General features: G+C 42.4%; 20 protein-coding genes and 1 pseudogene. 10 read left to right on the plus strand and 11 right to left on the minus strand.

The genetic code is table 11. From position 1 onward, the window contains the following. Nucleotides 1–653: fructosamine kinase family protein (locus tag ACBR23_RS26820; RefSeq protein ID WP_371125712.1), on the plus strand; the 653-nt coding region annotated here is incomplete at its 5' end. Nucleotides 654–719: 66 nt separating this feature from the next. Here ACBR23_RS26820 and ACBR23_RS26825 read toward each other — a convergent pair. The 3 genes from ACBR23_RS26825 to ACBR23_RS26835 form a co-directional block, all read right to left on the minus strand. Then, nucleotides 720–2420: an ABC-F family ATP-binding cassette domain-containing protein gene (locus ACBR23_RS26825; RefSeq protein WP_341734152.1), complete on the minus strand. Its 1701-nt coding sequence runs from the start codon at nucleotides 2418–2420 to the stop codon at nucleotides 720–722. A 256-nt stretch (nucleotides 2421–2676) separates the two neighbouring features. Next, nucleotides 2677–2973 carry a hypothetical protein gene (locus ACBR23_RS26830; protein WP_341739006.1) on the minus strand — a complete coding sequence of 99 codons (297 nt, stop codon included), beginning with the start codon at nucleotides 2971–2973 and terminating at the stop codon, nucleotides 2677–2679. Nucleotides 2974–3091: 118 nt separating this feature from the next. After that, on the minus strand, nucleotides 3092–3742 hold the full coding sequence (locus ACBR23_RS26835; RefSeq protein WP_371120756.1) for a Uma2 family endonuclease: 651 nt from the start codon (nucleotides 3740–3742) through the stop codon (nucleotides 3092–3094). A 383-nt stretch (nucleotides 3743–4125) separates the two neighbouring features. Between ACBR23_RS26835 and ACBR23_RS26840 the strand changes: the two genes are divergently transcribed. The 6 genes and pseudogenes from ACBR23_RS26840 (at nucleotide 4126) to ACBR23_RS26865 (ending at nucleotide 6496) form a co-directional block, all read left to right on the plus strand. Further along, nucleotides 4126–4446, plus strand: a complete 321-nt coding sequence (locus ACBR23_RS26840; protein WP_096828661.1) for a hypothetical protein — start codon at nucleotides 4126–4128, stop codon at nucleotides 4444–4446. Then, a complete protein-coding gene (locus ACBR23_RS26845) occupies nucleotides 4443–4877 on the plus strand; it encodes a hypothetical protein (protein WP_341739008.1) in 435 nt (144 codons plus the stop codon). The genes ACBR23_RS26840 and ACBR23_RS26845 overlap by 4 nt, the downstream gene beginning before the upstream one ends. Nucleotides 4878–4893: 16 nt before the next feature. Continuing rightward, nucleotides 4894–5116: pseudogene (locus ACBR23_RS26850) on the plus strand (type II toxin-antitoxin system HicB family antitoxin). Between the two features lie 183 nt (nucleotides 5117–5299). Continuing rightward, nucleotides 5300–5719, plus strand: coding sequence for an element excision factor XisH family protein (locus ACBR23_RS26855; RefSeq protein WP_371120745.1), 420 nt, complete (start codon nucleotides 5300–5302; stop codon nucleotides 5717–5719). Then, nucleotides 5707–6075, plus strand: a complete 369-nt coding sequence (locus tag ACBR23_RS26860; RefSeq protein ID WP_371120746.1) for a XisI protein — start codon at nucleotides 5707–5709, stop codon at nucleotides 6073–6075. The genes ACBR23_RS26855 and ACBR23_RS26860 overlap by 13 nt, the downstream gene beginning before the upstream one ends. A 190-nt stretch (nucleotides 6076–6265) precedes the next feature. Beyond that, nucleotides 6266–6496 (plus strand): hypothetical protein, encoded by a 231-nt coding sequence (locus ACBR23_RS26865; protein WP_371120747.1) that lies wholly within the window; start codon nucleotides 6266–6268, stop codon nucleotides 6494–6496. Between the two features lie 109 nt (nucleotides 6497–6605). On the opposite strand, the gene ACBR23_RS26870 is transcribed toward ACBR23_RS26865, so the two are convergent. The 7 genes from ACBR23_RS26870 to ACBR23_RS26900 form a co-directional block, all read right to left on the minus strand. Further along, complete coding sequence (locus tag ACBR23_RS26870; protein ID WP_293250588.1) at nucleotides 6606–7967, minus strand: cytochrome-c peroxidase; 1362 nt, start codon at nucleotides 7965–7967, stop codon at nucleotides 6606–6608. Between the two features lie 17 nt (nucleotides 7968–7984). Continuing rightward, a complete protein-coding gene (locus ACBR23_RS26875; protein ID WP_293250591.1) occupies nucleotides 7985–8566 on the minus strand; it encodes a hypothetical protein in 582 nt (193 codons plus the stop codon). 31 nt (nucleotides 8567–8597) lie between these two features. After that, nucleotides 8598–8978: a hypothetical protein gene (locus ACBR23_RS26880; RefSeq protein WP_371120748.1), complete on the minus strand. Its 381-nt coding sequence runs from the start codon at nucleotides 8976–8978 to the stop codon at nucleotides 8598–8600. 167 nt (nucleotides 8979–9145) lie between these two features. After that, nucleotides 9146–9850 (minus strand): hypothetical protein, encoded by a 705-nt coding sequence (locus ACBR23_RS26885; RefSeq protein WP_371120749.1) that lies wholly within the window; start codon nucleotides 9848–9850, stop codon nucleotides 9146–9148. A gap of 122 nt (nucleotides 9851–9972) precedes the next feature. Further along, entirely contained in the window at nucleotides 9973–10680 is a 708-nt protein-coding gene (locus ACBR23_RS26890; RefSeq protein ID WP_371120750.1) for a hypothetical protein, read from the minus strand. An 85-nt stretch (nucleotides 10681–10765) separates the two neighbouring features. Further along, the gene (locus ACBR23_RS26895; RefSeq protein ID WP_293250603.1) at nucleotides 10766–11359 is read right to left on the minus strand and encodes a hypothetical protein; all 594 of its coding nucleotides are present in this window, start codon (nucleotides 11357–11359) and stop codon (nucleotides 10766–10768) included. A 133-nt stretch (nucleotides 11360–11492) separates the two neighbouring features. Further along, nucleotides 11493–12467 (minus strand): S1C family serine protease, encoded by a 975-nt coding sequence (locus tag ACBR23_RS26900; RefSeq protein ID WP_371120751.1) that lies wholly within the window; start codon nucleotides 12465–12467, stop codon nucleotides 11493–11495. A gap of 745 nt (nucleotides 12468–13212) precedes the next feature. Between ACBR23_RS26900 and ACBR23_RS26905 the strand changes: the two genes are divergently transcribed. From ACBR23_RS26905 to ACBR23_RS26915, 3 genes are all read left to right on the plus strand, one after another. Further along, nucleotides 13213–13872 carry an Rpn family recombination-promoting nuclease/putative transposase gene (locus ACBR23_RS26905; RefSeq protein ID WP_371120752.1) on the plus strand — a complete coding sequence of 220 codons (660 nt, stop codon included), beginning with the start codon at nucleotides 13213–13215 and terminating at the stop codon, nucleotides 13870–13872. Nucleotides 13873–13975: 103 nt separating this feature from the next. Beyond that, nucleotides 13976–14239: a DUF4351 domain-containing protein gene (locus ACBR23_RS26910; protein WP_371120753.1), complete on the plus strand. Its 264-nt coding sequence runs from the start codon at nucleotides 13976–13978 to the stop codon at nucleotides 14237–14239. Nucleotides 14240–14481: 242 nt separating this feature from the next. Further along, nucleotides 14482–15288 (plus strand): pentapeptide repeat-containing protein, encoded by an 807-nt coding sequence (locus tag ACBR23_RS26915; RefSeq protein WP_371120754.1) that lies wholly within the window; start codon nucleotides 14482–14484, stop codon nucleotides 15286–15288. A gap of 9 nt (nucleotides 15289–15297) precedes the next feature. On the opposite strand, the gene ACBR23_RS26920 is transcribed toward ACBR23_RS26915, so the two are convergent. Next, entirely contained in the window at nucleotides 15298–15756 is a 459-nt protein-coding gene (locus ACBR23_RS26920; RefSeq protein WP_371120755.1) for a sensor histidine kinase, read from the minus strand. Nucleotides 15757–15842: the final 86 nt, after the last annotated feature.

Genomic DNA, 15842 nt, shown 5'->3' on the forward strand with positions numbered 1-15842 from the left:
ATTCTGGCTTGTTAAGGGGGGGAGAAGAGGTTGATTCTGGCTTGTTAAGGGGGGGAGATGAGGTTGATTCTGGCTTGTTAAGGGGGGGAGATGAGGTTGATTCTGGCTTGTTAAGGGGGGGAGATGAGGTTGATTCTGGCTTGTTGAGGGGATGTTTTGGTTGGACTCTTAATAATACGATCGGCTCAACTGTGCAAATTAATAACTGGACTGCAAATTGGGCAGAATTTTGGGCAGAACATCGGATTGGTTATCAGTTAAAATTGGCTAAACGTCGGGGCGGTCATTTTCCCCAAGGGGAACGTTTATTAGAGGTAATTCCTGAGTTATTAGCAGGTTACGAACCGCAACCATCGCTGGTTCACGGGGATTTGTGGGGGGGGAATGCAGGGGTGACATCTGCGGGAGAACCGGTGATTTTTGACCCGGCGACGTATTTGGGAGATAGAGAAGTAGATCTGGCGATGACCGAGTTATTTGGTGGATTTTCGGCTGCATTTTACCGGGGATATAATCACGTTTTTCCTTTGAATTCAGGCTATGAAAAGCGCAAAATTCTTTATAATCTATATCACATTTTGAATCATTTTAATTTGTTTGGTGGAAGTTACCAGTCCCAAGCGAATCAAATGATTAATCGCATCTTGAATTAGATTTTGTTCACCGCCACTGAACGCAGATAAACTGGGATGTGATGTTTATCTGCGACGGTGGCGACTTTATTTCTGCTTAGCAGTTGCTTTTTTCTTGGCTTCTTTTTCGGCTTTTTTAGCAGCTTTTTCAGCTTCCAGTTTTGCTATTTTTGCTAGCTCTTTTTCTTCAGCAATTTTATCGAGATAGTAGTGGTAATCTCCGAGATAAGGACGAAACTCCCCATCCCTAATTTCGACTATTTTGTTGGCGACTTGGGAGATGAAATAGCGATCGTGCGAAACGATCATTACAGTCCCGTCATAATTCTTGATGGCTTCTTCCATCATCTCTTTCGCCGGAATGTCGAGGTGATTTGTGGGTTCGTCCAAAATCAGCAAATTCACGGGAGTCAACAGCATCTTGGCTAAAGCTAGACGGGCTTTTTCTCCTCCACTTAAAGCGCCAACTTGTTTGTATACTGTTTCGCCGGTGAACAGAAAACGACCCAACAAAGTCCGAACTTCTTCGTTTTTCCAGTCTGGTACTTCGTCATGAATGGTTGCCATCACGCTTTTATTTAAATCTAAAGCTTCGGCTTGATTCTGTTCAAAGTAACCGGGGATGACGTTATGGCCTCCGAATTTAACAGTGCCTTCTGTCGGAGTTTCTGAACCCATAATCATTTTTAACAGGGTGGATTTGCCTGCGCCGTTGGGGCCGAGAAAGGCGATGCGATCGCCTCTTTCAACTAATAAGTCTGCGCCCAAAAATAGGATTTTGTCGCCGTAGCTATGCACCAAGTCTTCAATTATTACTACTTCGCGGCCGCTGCGGGGTGCGGGGGGAAAGCGGAAATGCAAGGTTTTTAAGCCACCGGTGGGGGCTTCGATGCGTTCGATTTTATCTAGTTGCTTTTCGCGGCTTTTCGCTTGGGTACTGCGAGTGGCGCTAGCGCGGAATTTTTCTACGAATGCTTGCTGTTTTTCTAGCTCTTTTTGTTGGCTTTCGTAGGCGCTGAGTTGGGCTTCTCTGGCTTCGGCTTTTTGGAGTAAATAGGAGGAGTAGTTGCCGAGGTAGGTGCTGGAAACTCCGCGTTCGGTTTCGACTATTTGGGTGCAGAGGCGATCGAGAAATTCTCGGTCATGGGATACGATTACCATGGGGGTTGTTAACCCTTTGAGGTATACTTCCAGCCATTCGATGGTTTCTAAGTCGAGGTGGTTGGTAGGTTCGTCTAGTAGGAGGATATCGGGTTTTTGGAGGAGAATTTTGCCTAAACTCATCCGCATTTGCCAGCCACCACTGAAGGCGCTGACTAGCCGATCGCCATCTTCGGGTTCAAATCCGATTTCTGGTAGAATTTTCTCGATTTGGGCTTCTAAACCGTAGCCGTTTAAGCCTTCAAATTTTCTTTGCAAGCGATCCATTTTGTGGATCAGTTCGTCGAGATTTTCAGGAGTGGAGTTTTCCAAGTCTCGATGGACTTGCATTAGGGACTCGTGTATTTCGTTGGCTTCGCTGAAGGCGCGCCAAAATTCTTCTTTGACGGTGCGTGTCGGATCTACTTCAAATTCTTGAGAGAGGTAGGCGATGTGGAGGCTGGCGGGGCGAATGACTTCGCCTGATGTGGGTTCCATTTCACCGGCGATGATTTTGAGTTGGGTGGATTTGCCGGCACCGTTGACGCCTACTAAGCCGATGCGATCGCCTGGTTTGACTTCCCAGGTGACATCTTTGAGTACGACGCCTGTGGGATAAATTTTACTGATGTGTTCGAGTCGCAGCATTGTTGTGGGGCTGGGGAAGGGGTTTAGCGGCGGATGGGATGCCGGCGCTGAGGTCGAGTTAATCTTAACAAATTTTAAAGATTTTTAGCATATTGCCAGATTTTGATTTGGTGGGAGTTACGGGAAGAAACCGGGTTTCTACGAAAATACTTCGTTGTTACCGACAAATTCGGTAAAAAACCCGGTTTCTAGCCTCGACGTGGGTTAGGGACTATTTTGTTTGGTGTGGTGGGGCGATCGCACTTTTTCTGCCGCACTACCGCGCTGTTTCAGATTGAATTTCTCGAATAATGGTTGAGACTTCTTCTTCTGAATCTAGATGTCGTGCTAAAACTTGGGCTGTTGCTTCCAGGAGGCGATCGCTAAACAATTTTGTTAAATCTTGCCGCAAACCTTGCCCAATGTAAAATTTGAGCACAACTGACAAAGGCATATCTCGATGCAGTGCTACTTTGTTTAGGGATTCTAAGGTATCTGTTGGGATTTCAATCGATACTGTTGTTGTTGGGCGCGATCGGACTTTTAATGTCAGTTCTTCTTCAACATTGTTCATATTTGCCTTGGCGAACGATCGCCCAAAGTGTCTTTAACATAATATGGTGACTCCTGAATCGTTAGGGTCGTATCTCAGTATAAAGGAGAAAGCGTTGAAAGTTATCACCTTTCTATTGCTATTTCGATCGATGGATCGCACTTTCTACTTCTTCTAATGCTTGCAGACTTCCCACTTCCCAAGCGCGATCGATCGCATTTGGGATGATTTGGGCGATCGGGATTTCGGGAAAATTAGGACTGGTTTGGGATTCTAAATACTTGCCGTTTTTGAGCAGATATATTTTCAACCTGCCACTGTCATAAACCCAAATTTCAGGAACTCCAATTGCTTCGTAAGCATCGAGAGTTGTTTTAGAAGTGACATCAGTCTCAATTGCTAAATCGGGAGGAGGATCTTCCGGTTGAAGTCGGCGGCGGCCGATCATTTGTTGATAATTTTGAATATAAAAGCAAGCATCCGGTTCTACCCCTGCTGTACCTTCCCGTTTGAATGTGGTGGAACCAAAAGGTTGATATCGAATGCCTGTCACCTTGAGCAATGTTTTGACAATATCAGAGATGAGGTCTCTGGGAATTTCATGTTCGGGTAAGGGAAGCATAATTTCTAAAATACTATTGCTGTAGGCAACTCTCGATTTTCGATTTTCCCCCAATTCCTGCAAAATTGTCTCAAATTCTTGCCAGTTGACGTCTGGGATAGTTACTGTACTACCGGGAGTTAGCTTCATCTGGCTGATGGGTTTGACAATGGGGATGAGAGCTGTCATGGGCACTCCTGTTAGATGTTTGTCCAGTTTATTAATTTTAACCCCAGAAGTGCTAGGTTTGCTGAGGTGAGGGCGATCGGGATGGATGAAATACATTATAATAGTCTCAACCTCGATCTTGTTGTTTTCAACCCAAAAACAGAGGAAATAGTACAATGGATAGCTTAAATAATTATCGCAAACTTGTTAAACAGCTCCTTATGATTGTTCAATGGTAGTCATGAAGATGGACTTTTCTTAGTTACTATTCCAGAGTTTGGCGATCGCATCGGCTCATATCAGTCCACAGGCTGCTGTTGTGCAATTGATCGCACTTGTTCTACCGCCTTTTAAAATAAGTGATAAAATAATTAGGTTGAATTTCCCAAAAACCTGAAACTAGATTGTTAGTCCACTCACGCTATGCAGATGGTACGATTGTACTTAAAAGTCAACAACCGCCTAGACTTGGGGAAGCAAAACCCGATCCGAATGCTATAGGACCTCATTCTCAATTAAGATGGGATACTTATAATCAGAGGATTTATCAGATGCGAGAATTCGATCAGTCTGGGCAACCTGTGAGAGACATAGATTTTACCAGTCCTACCTATCCTAATGGTAATCCTCGACCGGATCATCTGCCACCACCTCATCAACATCAATGGATACCAAATCTTACAGGTGGTACTCCTACTAGAAATAAAATACCGGAACTATTATGAAATCTCAAACTTCTGCTCTCAAACAAAATGTTAGCCAAAAGTGGGCAATTACACTCTGCTATGAGGAACAGGAAAAACTGGAACCCAGAGTTGCCCAAATTATTGAATATTTAGCCCAAAATTGTGAGTTGCCTAATCAATGGATCATTGCTGATATTGATGCTACTGGAAGATGTGGCGATCAATTGACTAAGAAAGGTAATAATGAGGAAGTATTGCGTTTATCTAGTGCGGATTTATTAAGTGTCTTGAAGGAAGAGGGTCAAGTTATTGAGTTAGATGCAAGCTTAGTTCAAAATGGGGATGAAGTGTTTAAAATTCTGATTAGAGATGGGGTGTCTGTTGATGTACTTGGAAGTGGGGATGTGATGCCATTGACAGTTTTGGGGAAATATGTAACTGTTGACAAATCTTTTTTTCTATGGTGTTAAAAAGGGGCGAGGATTTATGAGTCGATATAGTATGATTGTTCAATGGTAGTCATGAAGATGGACTTTTCCTAGTCACGATTCCAGAGTTTGGCGATCGCGTGGTGATGCCTTGCACTCACGGTCAAACTCGCTCAGAAGCAATTCATAACGGCGAAGAAGTGATTGAAATGTATTTGGAAGCTTGGCAAGCAGAAGGTGAATCTATCCCTGAACCTAGTATGCTTCAAATTGCTTGTTGAATGCTATTGTAAAATTCTGTTTGTGTGGTGGAGGAAAAAAAATGATCGCACTTTCAACTTCTTCTAATGCTTGCAGACTCCCGACTTCCCAAGCGTGAGCGATCGCATTGGGGATGATTTTGGCGATCGGGATGGATGAAATACATTATAATAGTCTCAACCTCATCGCAAAAGAGAGCAATCGTGCCAGCAAGAGACATTTATCATCAAGTGGTCAAACAGGGTCTGATTAAGGCTGGCTGGACAATTACCCACGATCCGTATCCATTAGCTTGGGCGAAGAGAAACCTATCGATCGATCTTGGTGCCGAACAGCTATTAGCTGCTGAGAACAGCGATCGCAAGATAGCCGTTGAAGTTAAAAGTTTTATCAGAGAATCGAGAGTTGCAGATTTAGAGCAAGCGTTGGGTCAATACACTCTTTACCATGATATTTTACAACGGACGGAATCAGAAAGACAACTGTATCTTGCAATTCCACTAAATGCTTTTACCGAGCTTTTTGAAGGACAAAAATTTGGTCAGATATTGCTAGATAATAACCGCCTAAATCTTGTTGTTTTCAACCCAAAAATAGAGGAAATAGTACAATGGATAGCTTAAATAATTATCGCCAACTTGTGAAGCAGCTCCTGACTGAATACGCTGAGATTCCCGTTTTTGACAGCGGGACGCAAAACGCCACAATTTTTGATTTGGAAAATGACCGCTATATGTTAATAAATATAGGTTGGTTTAACGAGCAACGCATTCACCATTGCGTGATTCATATTGATATTATTGACTCTCAGGTGTGGATTCAAGCAAATAATACCGATCGCCTGATTGCTGAGGAGTTAGTTGCAGCGGGAGTTCCGGCTAAATCAATTGTTTTGGGGCTTCAACCGCCTGATGTTAGACCTCATACTGCTTATGGAGTGCCTTGTAGTGAGGAGGTGCGAGAATCTTTGAAAGTATGATGGAGTGGAAGGGATTTGCATTGGAGGAAGAGGATTTATCAATTGTAAAACTCTGTCTCTGTGATGGAGGTGAAAGGCGCGATCGGGTTTTTATTTTTCCAGGGGGAAAAGAGGCGCGATCGCGCTTTTATTTTTAGAGGGGGAAAAGAGGCGCGATCAGATTAATAGGCAAGGCAATGATGAGGAAGTATTGCCTTTATCTAGTTCGGATTTGTTGAGTGTATTGAAGGAAGAAGATCAAGTTATTGAATTAGATGCAACTTTACTTAAAGATGGCGATGAATTGTTTAAAATTATGATGCGAGACGGGGTGTCAGTCGATGTGCTTTGTGCTTGGAAGCGTGGGAGTGCAGCCAGTGACAGTTTTGGGGAAATATTTATAGCGTTTCTCAGTTTAGCGTGGTACAGCGATATCGGCTAAAAGCATTGTTGCAAAAGGGATCTATATGTATCTCATCAAATCGAGAAACGCGATAACTGTTGACAAATCGTTGTTTGTGTTGTAGGTTAAAAGATAATTAACGAAACTGTTAATCACAATTTAGCTGCTTTCTAGAGATAGCGTCATTATTGGGAAAACATTGTCCGCTGGGAATACGCGCTGGAAGATAACGTGTTAAATTAGGATCGCGCAAACCTGTTTCCAAAAAAGCAGTTAAGTCATCAACTTGCTGTTTTTTCAACCTTAAAGGCAGAAATAAAGGACTTATATTTCCTGCATATAAAGCTTCTAGCTTTTGTGGTTCTCCCAGATTAAAATACTCCACAACTTCGCGCAAAGATTGGAAAGAAGCACCATGTCCATAAGGCGAACTATCCCCTAAATTATATAACTGAGGAACCTTAAACTTAAAATCATCACTTGCTCGTTTTGTCACCCCCCCTCTCCCTAAATTTAGTCCGCCATAATCTTTAGGATGATCCGCAAAACCCACCGCATAAAAATCTGATTTGGCTAAATTTTTACCAGTATGACATTTCACACAAGACGAACCAAAAAAAACAATAGCACCTTTTAATTCTCTTTCCGTCATTGAATTTTTATCGCCTTTTAACCACTTTTGAAATGGTGCTTGATTTGCCAATAAACTACGCTCATAAGCTGCGATTGCCATACCACTTCTGTTGATATCTTCAACTTCAGCCCCCACATAAGGTCTGTCGGGAAAAGCTTTCGCAAATAACTCTTGATATTCTGGTAAAATAGCAATTGCTGCCGTTCCCATCCTGTGGAAAGTCAACCCATCAATTGCTTGAGCTTCTAAACCATCAATTTTAAAGCGATTGACATATGCTTTTGCAATTAATCCCTCTTTTTCATTCACACCTGCAACCCCTAATCTACCATCCCACATCTTGATTTCTTGATAGGCACTATTCAAAACAGAAGGCGTTAAAATACTCTGCTTATCCACTGCTGTGATCGGAATTTCGCGGTTGATTTTTCGAGACTTATTCCATCCTTCACCCCCAACTCCCACACCTTGCGCTAAATTGGAACGAAAACCGGCTTGAGCAATATGACAAGTCGCACAACTTGATTGTTTCCAATTTCTTTTATCAATCGGATGAATACTTAAAGCTGTTTCATGAAATAAAAGCTTCCCTAACTGCACTTTTTCATGGGTTAGAGGATTTTTAGGATCGGCCGGAATCTTTTCTAAATCTGTTGAATCAGGCAAGATAAAATATTCTAAACCTTGATTGCTAGGGGCTGCATTTTTGACTAAATTAGTTAATTTTTTGTTTAGGTAATCTGCTGATTTATACTCAAATTTGGTTGTAACCTCTAAGTTTAGGGCGTAAGCTAAACTGGTGCTACTTAGAAGCAGCAATAATGCTGCAACAACGATTGCATGAATGACTGGCAAAATTCTGTCTCTGATTTTCATAAAATCTAATTCCCTGTTTAATTATTATCAGTTAATTCATGAAAAAGTTGGTAACAATAGGAAGCCAACGGAACCCCAACAATAGGACGGTAAGTGTCGGAAGCGTCATCTTTTACCAGCAAGTCAATTAAAGGCTGTTTTCCGTCAGTTCTCATCGTTTTCCATTCCTGCATGACTAATGACAAAGTATGGCCTGCTGTGAGGCGTTTCCAACTGCCACCAGGTTCTCGAAAATCTGTCAGTTGAAGGAATTGTTCATTATTAGTACCAGGAATCGTTACCGACATTCCCCAGCTTCCACTGAGATATCGTGCCAGATTTCGTAGGCGAATACTGAGATATCTTAGCTCTTTTTCGTTGAGAATATTTTTAGCTGTCACCTCCCTCCAAGACTCTAAACCCAGTTCTTCTAAAGTTATCTCTTCTCCTACTTGTATGAATGAAACTGAGGAAAAAGTATTAATCTTAGAATTATGAATTGAGGGCATCTTACCTAAATTTTCGGCAAAAACTGGATCGGAGGAAATGGTAAGAACAAATAACATCAGCCCGGTGCAAAAAAGTCTTTTTAGCCAAACGGCTATTGGTTGTGAAATCATCAAGTATTTCTCCCTAGAAAAGAGGCCACTGTCACTTGGGTCGTTTTACAGAATCGACTCTTTGCAGGGTTCGGTTGAGGACAGCATTAACAGCATCTCGCCAAAAAACCTTCGCGCTAACTCTTTGAATAATATACATATTATTGGTGCACCGATTTCGCACAATCAAGTCGAGGGTAGGTATTCGTTGACCTTGACTCTCAGCTAAGTGCCCACGGTTAGATGGCGCCCAAAAAATTGCCATGTGGCTGAGTTCTACAGGTGTAATATTTTTGGCTTGCCCATCTGAAGAAATATATCCAATTGCCTCATATTCGCTATCTCGTAATTGCCCTGCATTAGTACCAAGAGGAATCCCTAGGGGTGTGTTTTCCTGGCCATTACCAAATGTCTTTGCCAACTCTTCTGTCATAGATCGGAATATACTAGATAATTCATTATCATCGACAATGATTTCGGGTTGTCTGGGACTTGGAGGAGTTTCTGTCAAAGATGCAGAACAAGAATAGCCCAAAATAGCTATTGATAAAACTGCTGCTGTTTTGACAATTATTTAAATTTAAGCATGGCTTAAAAACTCTAAATTCTGATTTGGTTTCCTTCTATGAGACGCGAAGAATCTAAGGTACTCACATCTAGATCATTCGCGGAGATAGTTTTGTTAAATGCTGCATTCACAGCATCTATTACTAAATGATTCACTGTCACTCTAGGAATCAAATAAAATTTGCCGTCTTCTGTATTCTTCACAATCAAATCAATCACCGGGACTTCCCCCCCATTTTGAGCCAAATCAGCCGAGCGATTAGTTACCAAAATCAGTGAATTATTGATAATTAGTGAGGTTCTATAATTTATATTTACCATCAATAACTGCATCAAATCATCCCGCTTTAAAGGTTTGGGACTTCTGACTGCATCTACAAAGCCAATTGCTTCAAGCTTACTGCTTTTTGAATTCCCGGCTGAAGCATTATCTCGTTTGAGAGGATTATTGACTCCCAGGGGAAATTTCAAAGCTTCATCTGCCGACAACTGCAATAAATTTGCCTTTGCTTCTTGCAGAATTTTTTGTAAATCTGTGGGATTAATTGGTTGAGGGGTTGTGGGGTTTTGTGGTTGAGATGCTGGTAACTGGTATTGCCCTTGAGGTGTGGCGGCAACTGTGGGAGGAACAGAAGTTGCAGGTAGATTTACGGCTGCTTCTTGTGGAGAACAACTCACACAGATTAGAGAAATTATTGCCAACATTTCTAAGCTGAAAATTGTTTTTTGTTTAGACATAACGGTAGTGCCGATGAAAATGAGTCTAACTTTAAAAAAGACTCCTATCCTCCTGAGAATGGGAGTCTTTAAAAATCTATAGGTTTTCAACTAAACCTAGAAAAGTGTGAGAAAAAATTACGCTAGAAAAGAGGCAGATTTCTCCTGGGTCGTGCTACAGGAGCGACTGAGCGATAGGCTCGGTTAAAGACAGCATTAATAGCATCTCGGCAAAGAGCATTCGCGTTAACTCTTTGAACAAGATAGGAACTGCTCGTACGCCGATTTCGCACAATCAAGTCAAAGGTAGGAATTTGTCGACTTTGTGCCAACATACCGCTAGCGTCAGCAACCAAAACTTCTTGCGCTTCTGTTGTCGTTGCTAAGTTTCCACCATTGTTTGCCTCCGTATTTGCCATGTCGCTGATCTCTACAGGTGTAATATTTTTTGGTTGCCCATCTGCACCGATATATCCAATTGCATCATAGTTGCTATCTCGTAATTGCCCTCCATCTGACATTCTCCCCATAGAAATAGGAGAATTAGTACCAAGAGGAATCCCTAGGGGTGTGTTTTCCTGGCCATTACCAAATGTCTGTGCCAACTCTGATGGCACACGCCTGATAGCATTTATTAAACCGGCATCAGCAATCAGTTCTGGTTGTTCTGATAAATAAGCGAGTCCGAGTTCTTGGGGCGTTTTCACACCATCAATTATAGCCAAACTCAACATCTCTTGATTGCGGGCACTTGTTGCATCGGAGGGCTGGGCGAAAAAAACTGATACGCCAACAGTGAATAGGGCAAGGAATATAACTCCTATGCGCTGCCATAACTTAAATTTATTCACGAACTAAACTCCCTTGTGTGTGATAGATGAAAGATGAAAACGCTCTAGTTAATTATTGGAACTGGGTTGTGCTGAATATGCAAATTTAGGGTTTGAATCTTCGCAGATTGCCATTATATACAGCGTTTATTGCATCCCGCCGTACTGCAAAAGCATTGACATTTTGCCAAGTAGAAAAAACTCTTGTTCGCTTTTCCCGCACAATGATGTTAACGACAGGGGTACCCTCGGATGGGAAGCCAGAATTTGCCCTTGCACGAGCCAGATCGCCAGTTACTTTGATTCCGTTGGGTGTGAAATATCTGCGTTGTCTTGACGCATCCAGATATCCAACAATCTCATAACCTGTTTTTGCCAGTTGCCTGTCATCAGGCATTTGACCAATTTTCATGGGAAAATTGGTTCCCGTATCAAAGGCAACGGGGGTATCTCCGTCTCCTTTTCTAATAATTTTGACAAGATTGTCTTCGACTCTGGCGAATATTTGTCCTAAGCTATTTTGGGCGATTTTTTGTGGGTTGATGTCACCTCCTCTAATTTCTATTTGTGGAAATCCTGGCAGATTACCTGTTTGTGTGGAGCTTGTGGTAGTCGCCAAAAATAATGGTAAAAATAACGCGATGCTTGTAGTTTTTAGGGGATACAATGTTTCTAAAGATTTCTGTTTTAGTTTTAACATCTTTAATTTGTTAGATATTTTAAATGACTTTAATTATGGGAATGTAAGTATTGATTTTTCGGCGGCTATCTTGTGATTAATTACAGGCCAAATCCCTGGGATTTAATATCCAAACCACCTGTCACTAAATATGTTAAAACTGTAGGCGAACTTCTATGAGTTTTCCGTTTCGTTTAACTTTAACTAAGGCAGCCTTTGGGCTGGTATCCATAAAATCGTATAACTCAGCAACTTGTTGTATACGATTTCCATTGAATTCGACAAGGCTATCGCCGACTTTCAGTCCACTTCTTTCCGCCACTGAATCGGCATTTACGGATTCAATGACCAAAGTTTTAGGGTTAATTAATACTCCCAACACAGGTCGCGTTCCTATCGCAACTCCAGCCCCATTTGAATTTACTCGACCTCGATTTTGCTCAATAAAATTGCGAGCAACTCGGACATTCGTCGCAAACCCAATGCCGGTATTACCCCGTCTACCTGGACTCAAAATGGCTTTATTGACACCTATTAATTCACCCTCTGTATTTAGGAGTGGGCCACCTGAATTGCCTGGATTGAGGGCCGCATCGGTTTGTAAATCGCCGTTAGGGGCAATGCGGCTGAGTATGCCGGTGGTCAAGGTGCCGGTCAGACCAAAGGGACTGCCAATAGCAAACACTTGTTGACCCACTTTGACTTTTTCTGGGCTAGCAAAGCGCACAGTTGGTAAAGATTCTTGAGTTGGGAGTTGTATAAGTGCTAAATCATTTCGTCGATCTAGTGCTATAACTTGACCTCTGTAGGTTTTGCCGTTTCTGGTTCTGACGGTGACTTCTCCCCCTCTGGATCCTCTGACAACGTGTTCATTTGTTAGGACAAACCCTTGGGGGCTGACAATGCTTCCAGATCCTGAGTTGTTGCCTATGCTAATGGTGACAAACGCTGGGAGCACTTTTTGATAGACATTACTGCCGGTGTTGTTTTCGCTCCCAAACTGCGCGATGGCTTTGGGTATGGGAGCGAAAACACTCACAACATTTAGACCAGCTAGTATCAGTCCAAGCACATTGAGTAGACGGGTATTAAATATCACCGTTTTTGTTGCTTTGTTGTGTATTTTCACATAAAACATTTTTTACTGAGTCGCTTTTTAAGTAGTGGTACACAATTAAAAACACAAATATTTGGATTCAAGCTTTACTGGGTAAAGCACCTGTATGTAATTAATTGTGTCCGATCGCTTATGGCCCACATTTCGCACTTCAAACTGTAATATGTAATTATTACACCCGTTTAGTAGCTTAGCAAACACCCAAACAGAATAAAATGAGTATTTATACGCAAATAAAACGTCAAATAACTCAGATTTTTCGTATTACTTGGCATACTACTTGACGTTGGGAATGTGGGTTATAGCGGTTCTCAAGCGTAGTAATGTATGCCCACCCAGACCACGCAGGCCACGCAGGTAACGGTGGCTATGGAGGCGAGGGAGGTGAGTCGTACCTCATATGAGATATCAAAAGGCTACATGGTATCAATACTCAGTTGTGACAATTAACCCAAGGGTAAAGTTTTACACTGGTGATACCAGACTCTAAGCTTTTATATGTAAGCCTTGCATTTTGTAAAATTATGTTTTTTTGCTGATTCTCTAGAAACTATACCATACGAGATTCCGTTTGACAAGTGACAGAACCAACTTTCCGCACCCGGCACTGTCACAATCTGTTTTTACAAAATTATCAAAAAATCATTAGTGATTTTTTATACATAGTTGAGAAAACAGAGACTAGCAAACCGATCGCCAAATCCTCCATCTGGAATTTGAAACCCGGCCCTACTCCGACCCGCCGATCGCCTTCAGGATGCTAGACTACTACGTCAGGCTCAAACGGCAATACTCCTGTTCCATCAATCAAGTAGTAATCTTTTTGCAGCAAACAGCCTCAGAACAAGTTTTTGTATCCGAGTACACAGACGCGAACACCCGACACAGCTATCGAGTTATCCGCCTGTGGGAACAAGACCCCGCTTTACTGCTATCTGTCCCCGGCTTACTCCCGCTGGCGACACTATCTCAAACTAACTCGCCGCGAAATTTGTTAGAGCAAATTGCTACTCAGATTGCTACAATACAAGAACCTACCCAACAAGCAGATTTACTCGCTTGTACCCAAGTGCTCGCAGGTTTGAGATTTGAAAAAGACTTAATCAGACAATTATTTAGGAAGGAAACTATGCGCGGTTCTGTGATTTACCAAGAAATTCGCGAAGATGGCCTCCTTGAAGGAAGACAACTAGGTCTTCAACTAGGCCTCGAAGAAGGTGTCAAAGAAGGCCGGAAAAATGAGGCGCTGTCGTTAGTCACTCGCCAGTTGATTCGACGGATAGGTCCGATCGCCCCTGAAACCCGCGAGCAAATTCAGGCCTTATCCTTAGAAGAATTAGAGGATTTAGGAGAGGCGCTGCTGGATTTTTCCGAAGGATCGGATTTAGTGAATTGGTTGAACGATCGCCAGCCTTAATTGTTAAGATATAGCCTGCGATCTTCAAAAGTTATGCACCAAAGCGATCGCAGGCTTGAAATCTGAAAAAGACTCGACCGGACAACTATTTAGGAACGAAACTATGCGCGAGTCAGTCATTTACCAAGAAATTCGCTCTGACGGCCTCCTTGAAGGAAGACAACTAGGTCTCGAAGAAGGAAGGAAAAATGAGGCGCTGTTATTAGTCACTCGCGTGTTGACTCGACGGATTGGTCCGATCGCACCTGAAACCCGCGAGCAAATTCAGACTTTATCCGTAGAAGAATTAGAGGATTTAGGAGAGGCGTTGCTGGACTTTTCCGAAGCCTCAGATTTAACCAATTGGTTGAATGAACATCAGCCTTAATTGCTAAAATATCGCCTCTTATATTAATTTAATGGGTCGTTGCACATATCTCGATCCCCCTAAATCCCCCTTAAGAAGGGGGACTTTGAGAAGAATATTGTCCCCCCCTCTTGCTCCCCTCCTCGGAGGGGCTGGGGGTGGGTTCTAGGGGCTAGGGGGGATCGGATTCTATGCAGCATCATAAAAAAAATGGTATTATTTTCAAAACTTCACCAAATATATACTTTAAGGAAACTTAAGCCATGACCGTTGATGAAGCAATCGCGATCGCAGAAACAGTCCTCGATGGCGAAGGCTTAAACGACGTGCAAGAGCTCATCTTCAGACAATGCTGGGAAGGCCGATGTTCCTATGAGGAAATTTCTCAACTCTCTCAATATAATGATGAATACATCAAAGCGCTGGCGGCTAAACTCTGGAAACAACTCTCAGAGGCTTTTGATGAAAAAGTAAAAAAAAATAATTTACGCTCTGTTTTTAAGCGATACTTGCGACGACATCAAGTGACATTACATCGAACTCAAGTTATTGGAGTTAATCTCAGCGGTGCTAATTTAAGTGGTGCCAGATTATCATTCGCAAACTTAAGTGAATCTGATTCGTCAGCAGATTTACACGGTGCAATTCTATCTGATTATCATACAGTATCAGATGAAATTATTAAGCCTGAAAACGTGCATAACCAGGGAATTTTGTCAAGCATAAAAGAACGGATTTATCACTGGAATGATTTGCGCTTTCACTGCGAAGAACAAGTAAAAATAGCCGAAGCGCTCGATCGCACAAACACCCTCTTTTTCCCCAACTCGAAAGCCCGCATCACCACACCCGCAGGCCGACAAAACCAAGAACCAGACTTTCTCATCTTCCACCAAGGCAAATGGGGTATTCTGGAAATATGGCATCCAGATACAGAAAAAGATGAAACGCGCGATCGCCTGTTTGCATCTCACGGTATCACCATCATCCACTATTGTGACGCAGAAAGATGCTGCGAAGATGCCGATCGCATTGTCCAAGAGTTTTTAGATATCTTAAGTCACGGATAGTAACATTAGTTATTGAGACGCGATCTCAATCGGAATAGCGATCGCAAACTCTGCTCCCTCTCCAGGCCTAGATTTTACTTCGATAGTTCCAGCGTGTTTATCAACCACAATTTGATGAACAATCGCCAATCCCAGCCCCGTTCCTTTACCCACACCCTTGGTTGTAAACAGATGGTCAAATACTTTCTGCCTTACTTCCTCTGTCATACCAATACCATTATCTTTAATCCCAATTACAGCAAATTTGCGATCGCTCGATAACTCAGTTTTAATCGCAATTCGGTTCGGATGCGCTTCCATATCTTCAAGGCTCCGTTGCAGTTCTTGATTTGATTCCTCTAGGGCATCAATGGCATTAGCCAGCAAATTCATGAACACTTGGTTGAGTTGTCCTGCATAACATTCCACTTTCGGAAGTTCACCGTATTCTGCTACATAAGATTGACATAAAGCGGACAAGAATGACATCTCGGACACTTAAAACTTACTTCCTGCTTCTACGTAGGGAGTCGGCTCCTTCTACTCTACAGGCGTGAATTCAGGATTAGCCATCC

Source organism: Microcoleus sp. (genome assembly GCF_041354475.1).
Classification (GTDB): domain Bacteria; phylum Cyanobacteriota; class Cyanobacteriia; order Cyanobacteriales; family Microcoleaceae; genus Microcoleus.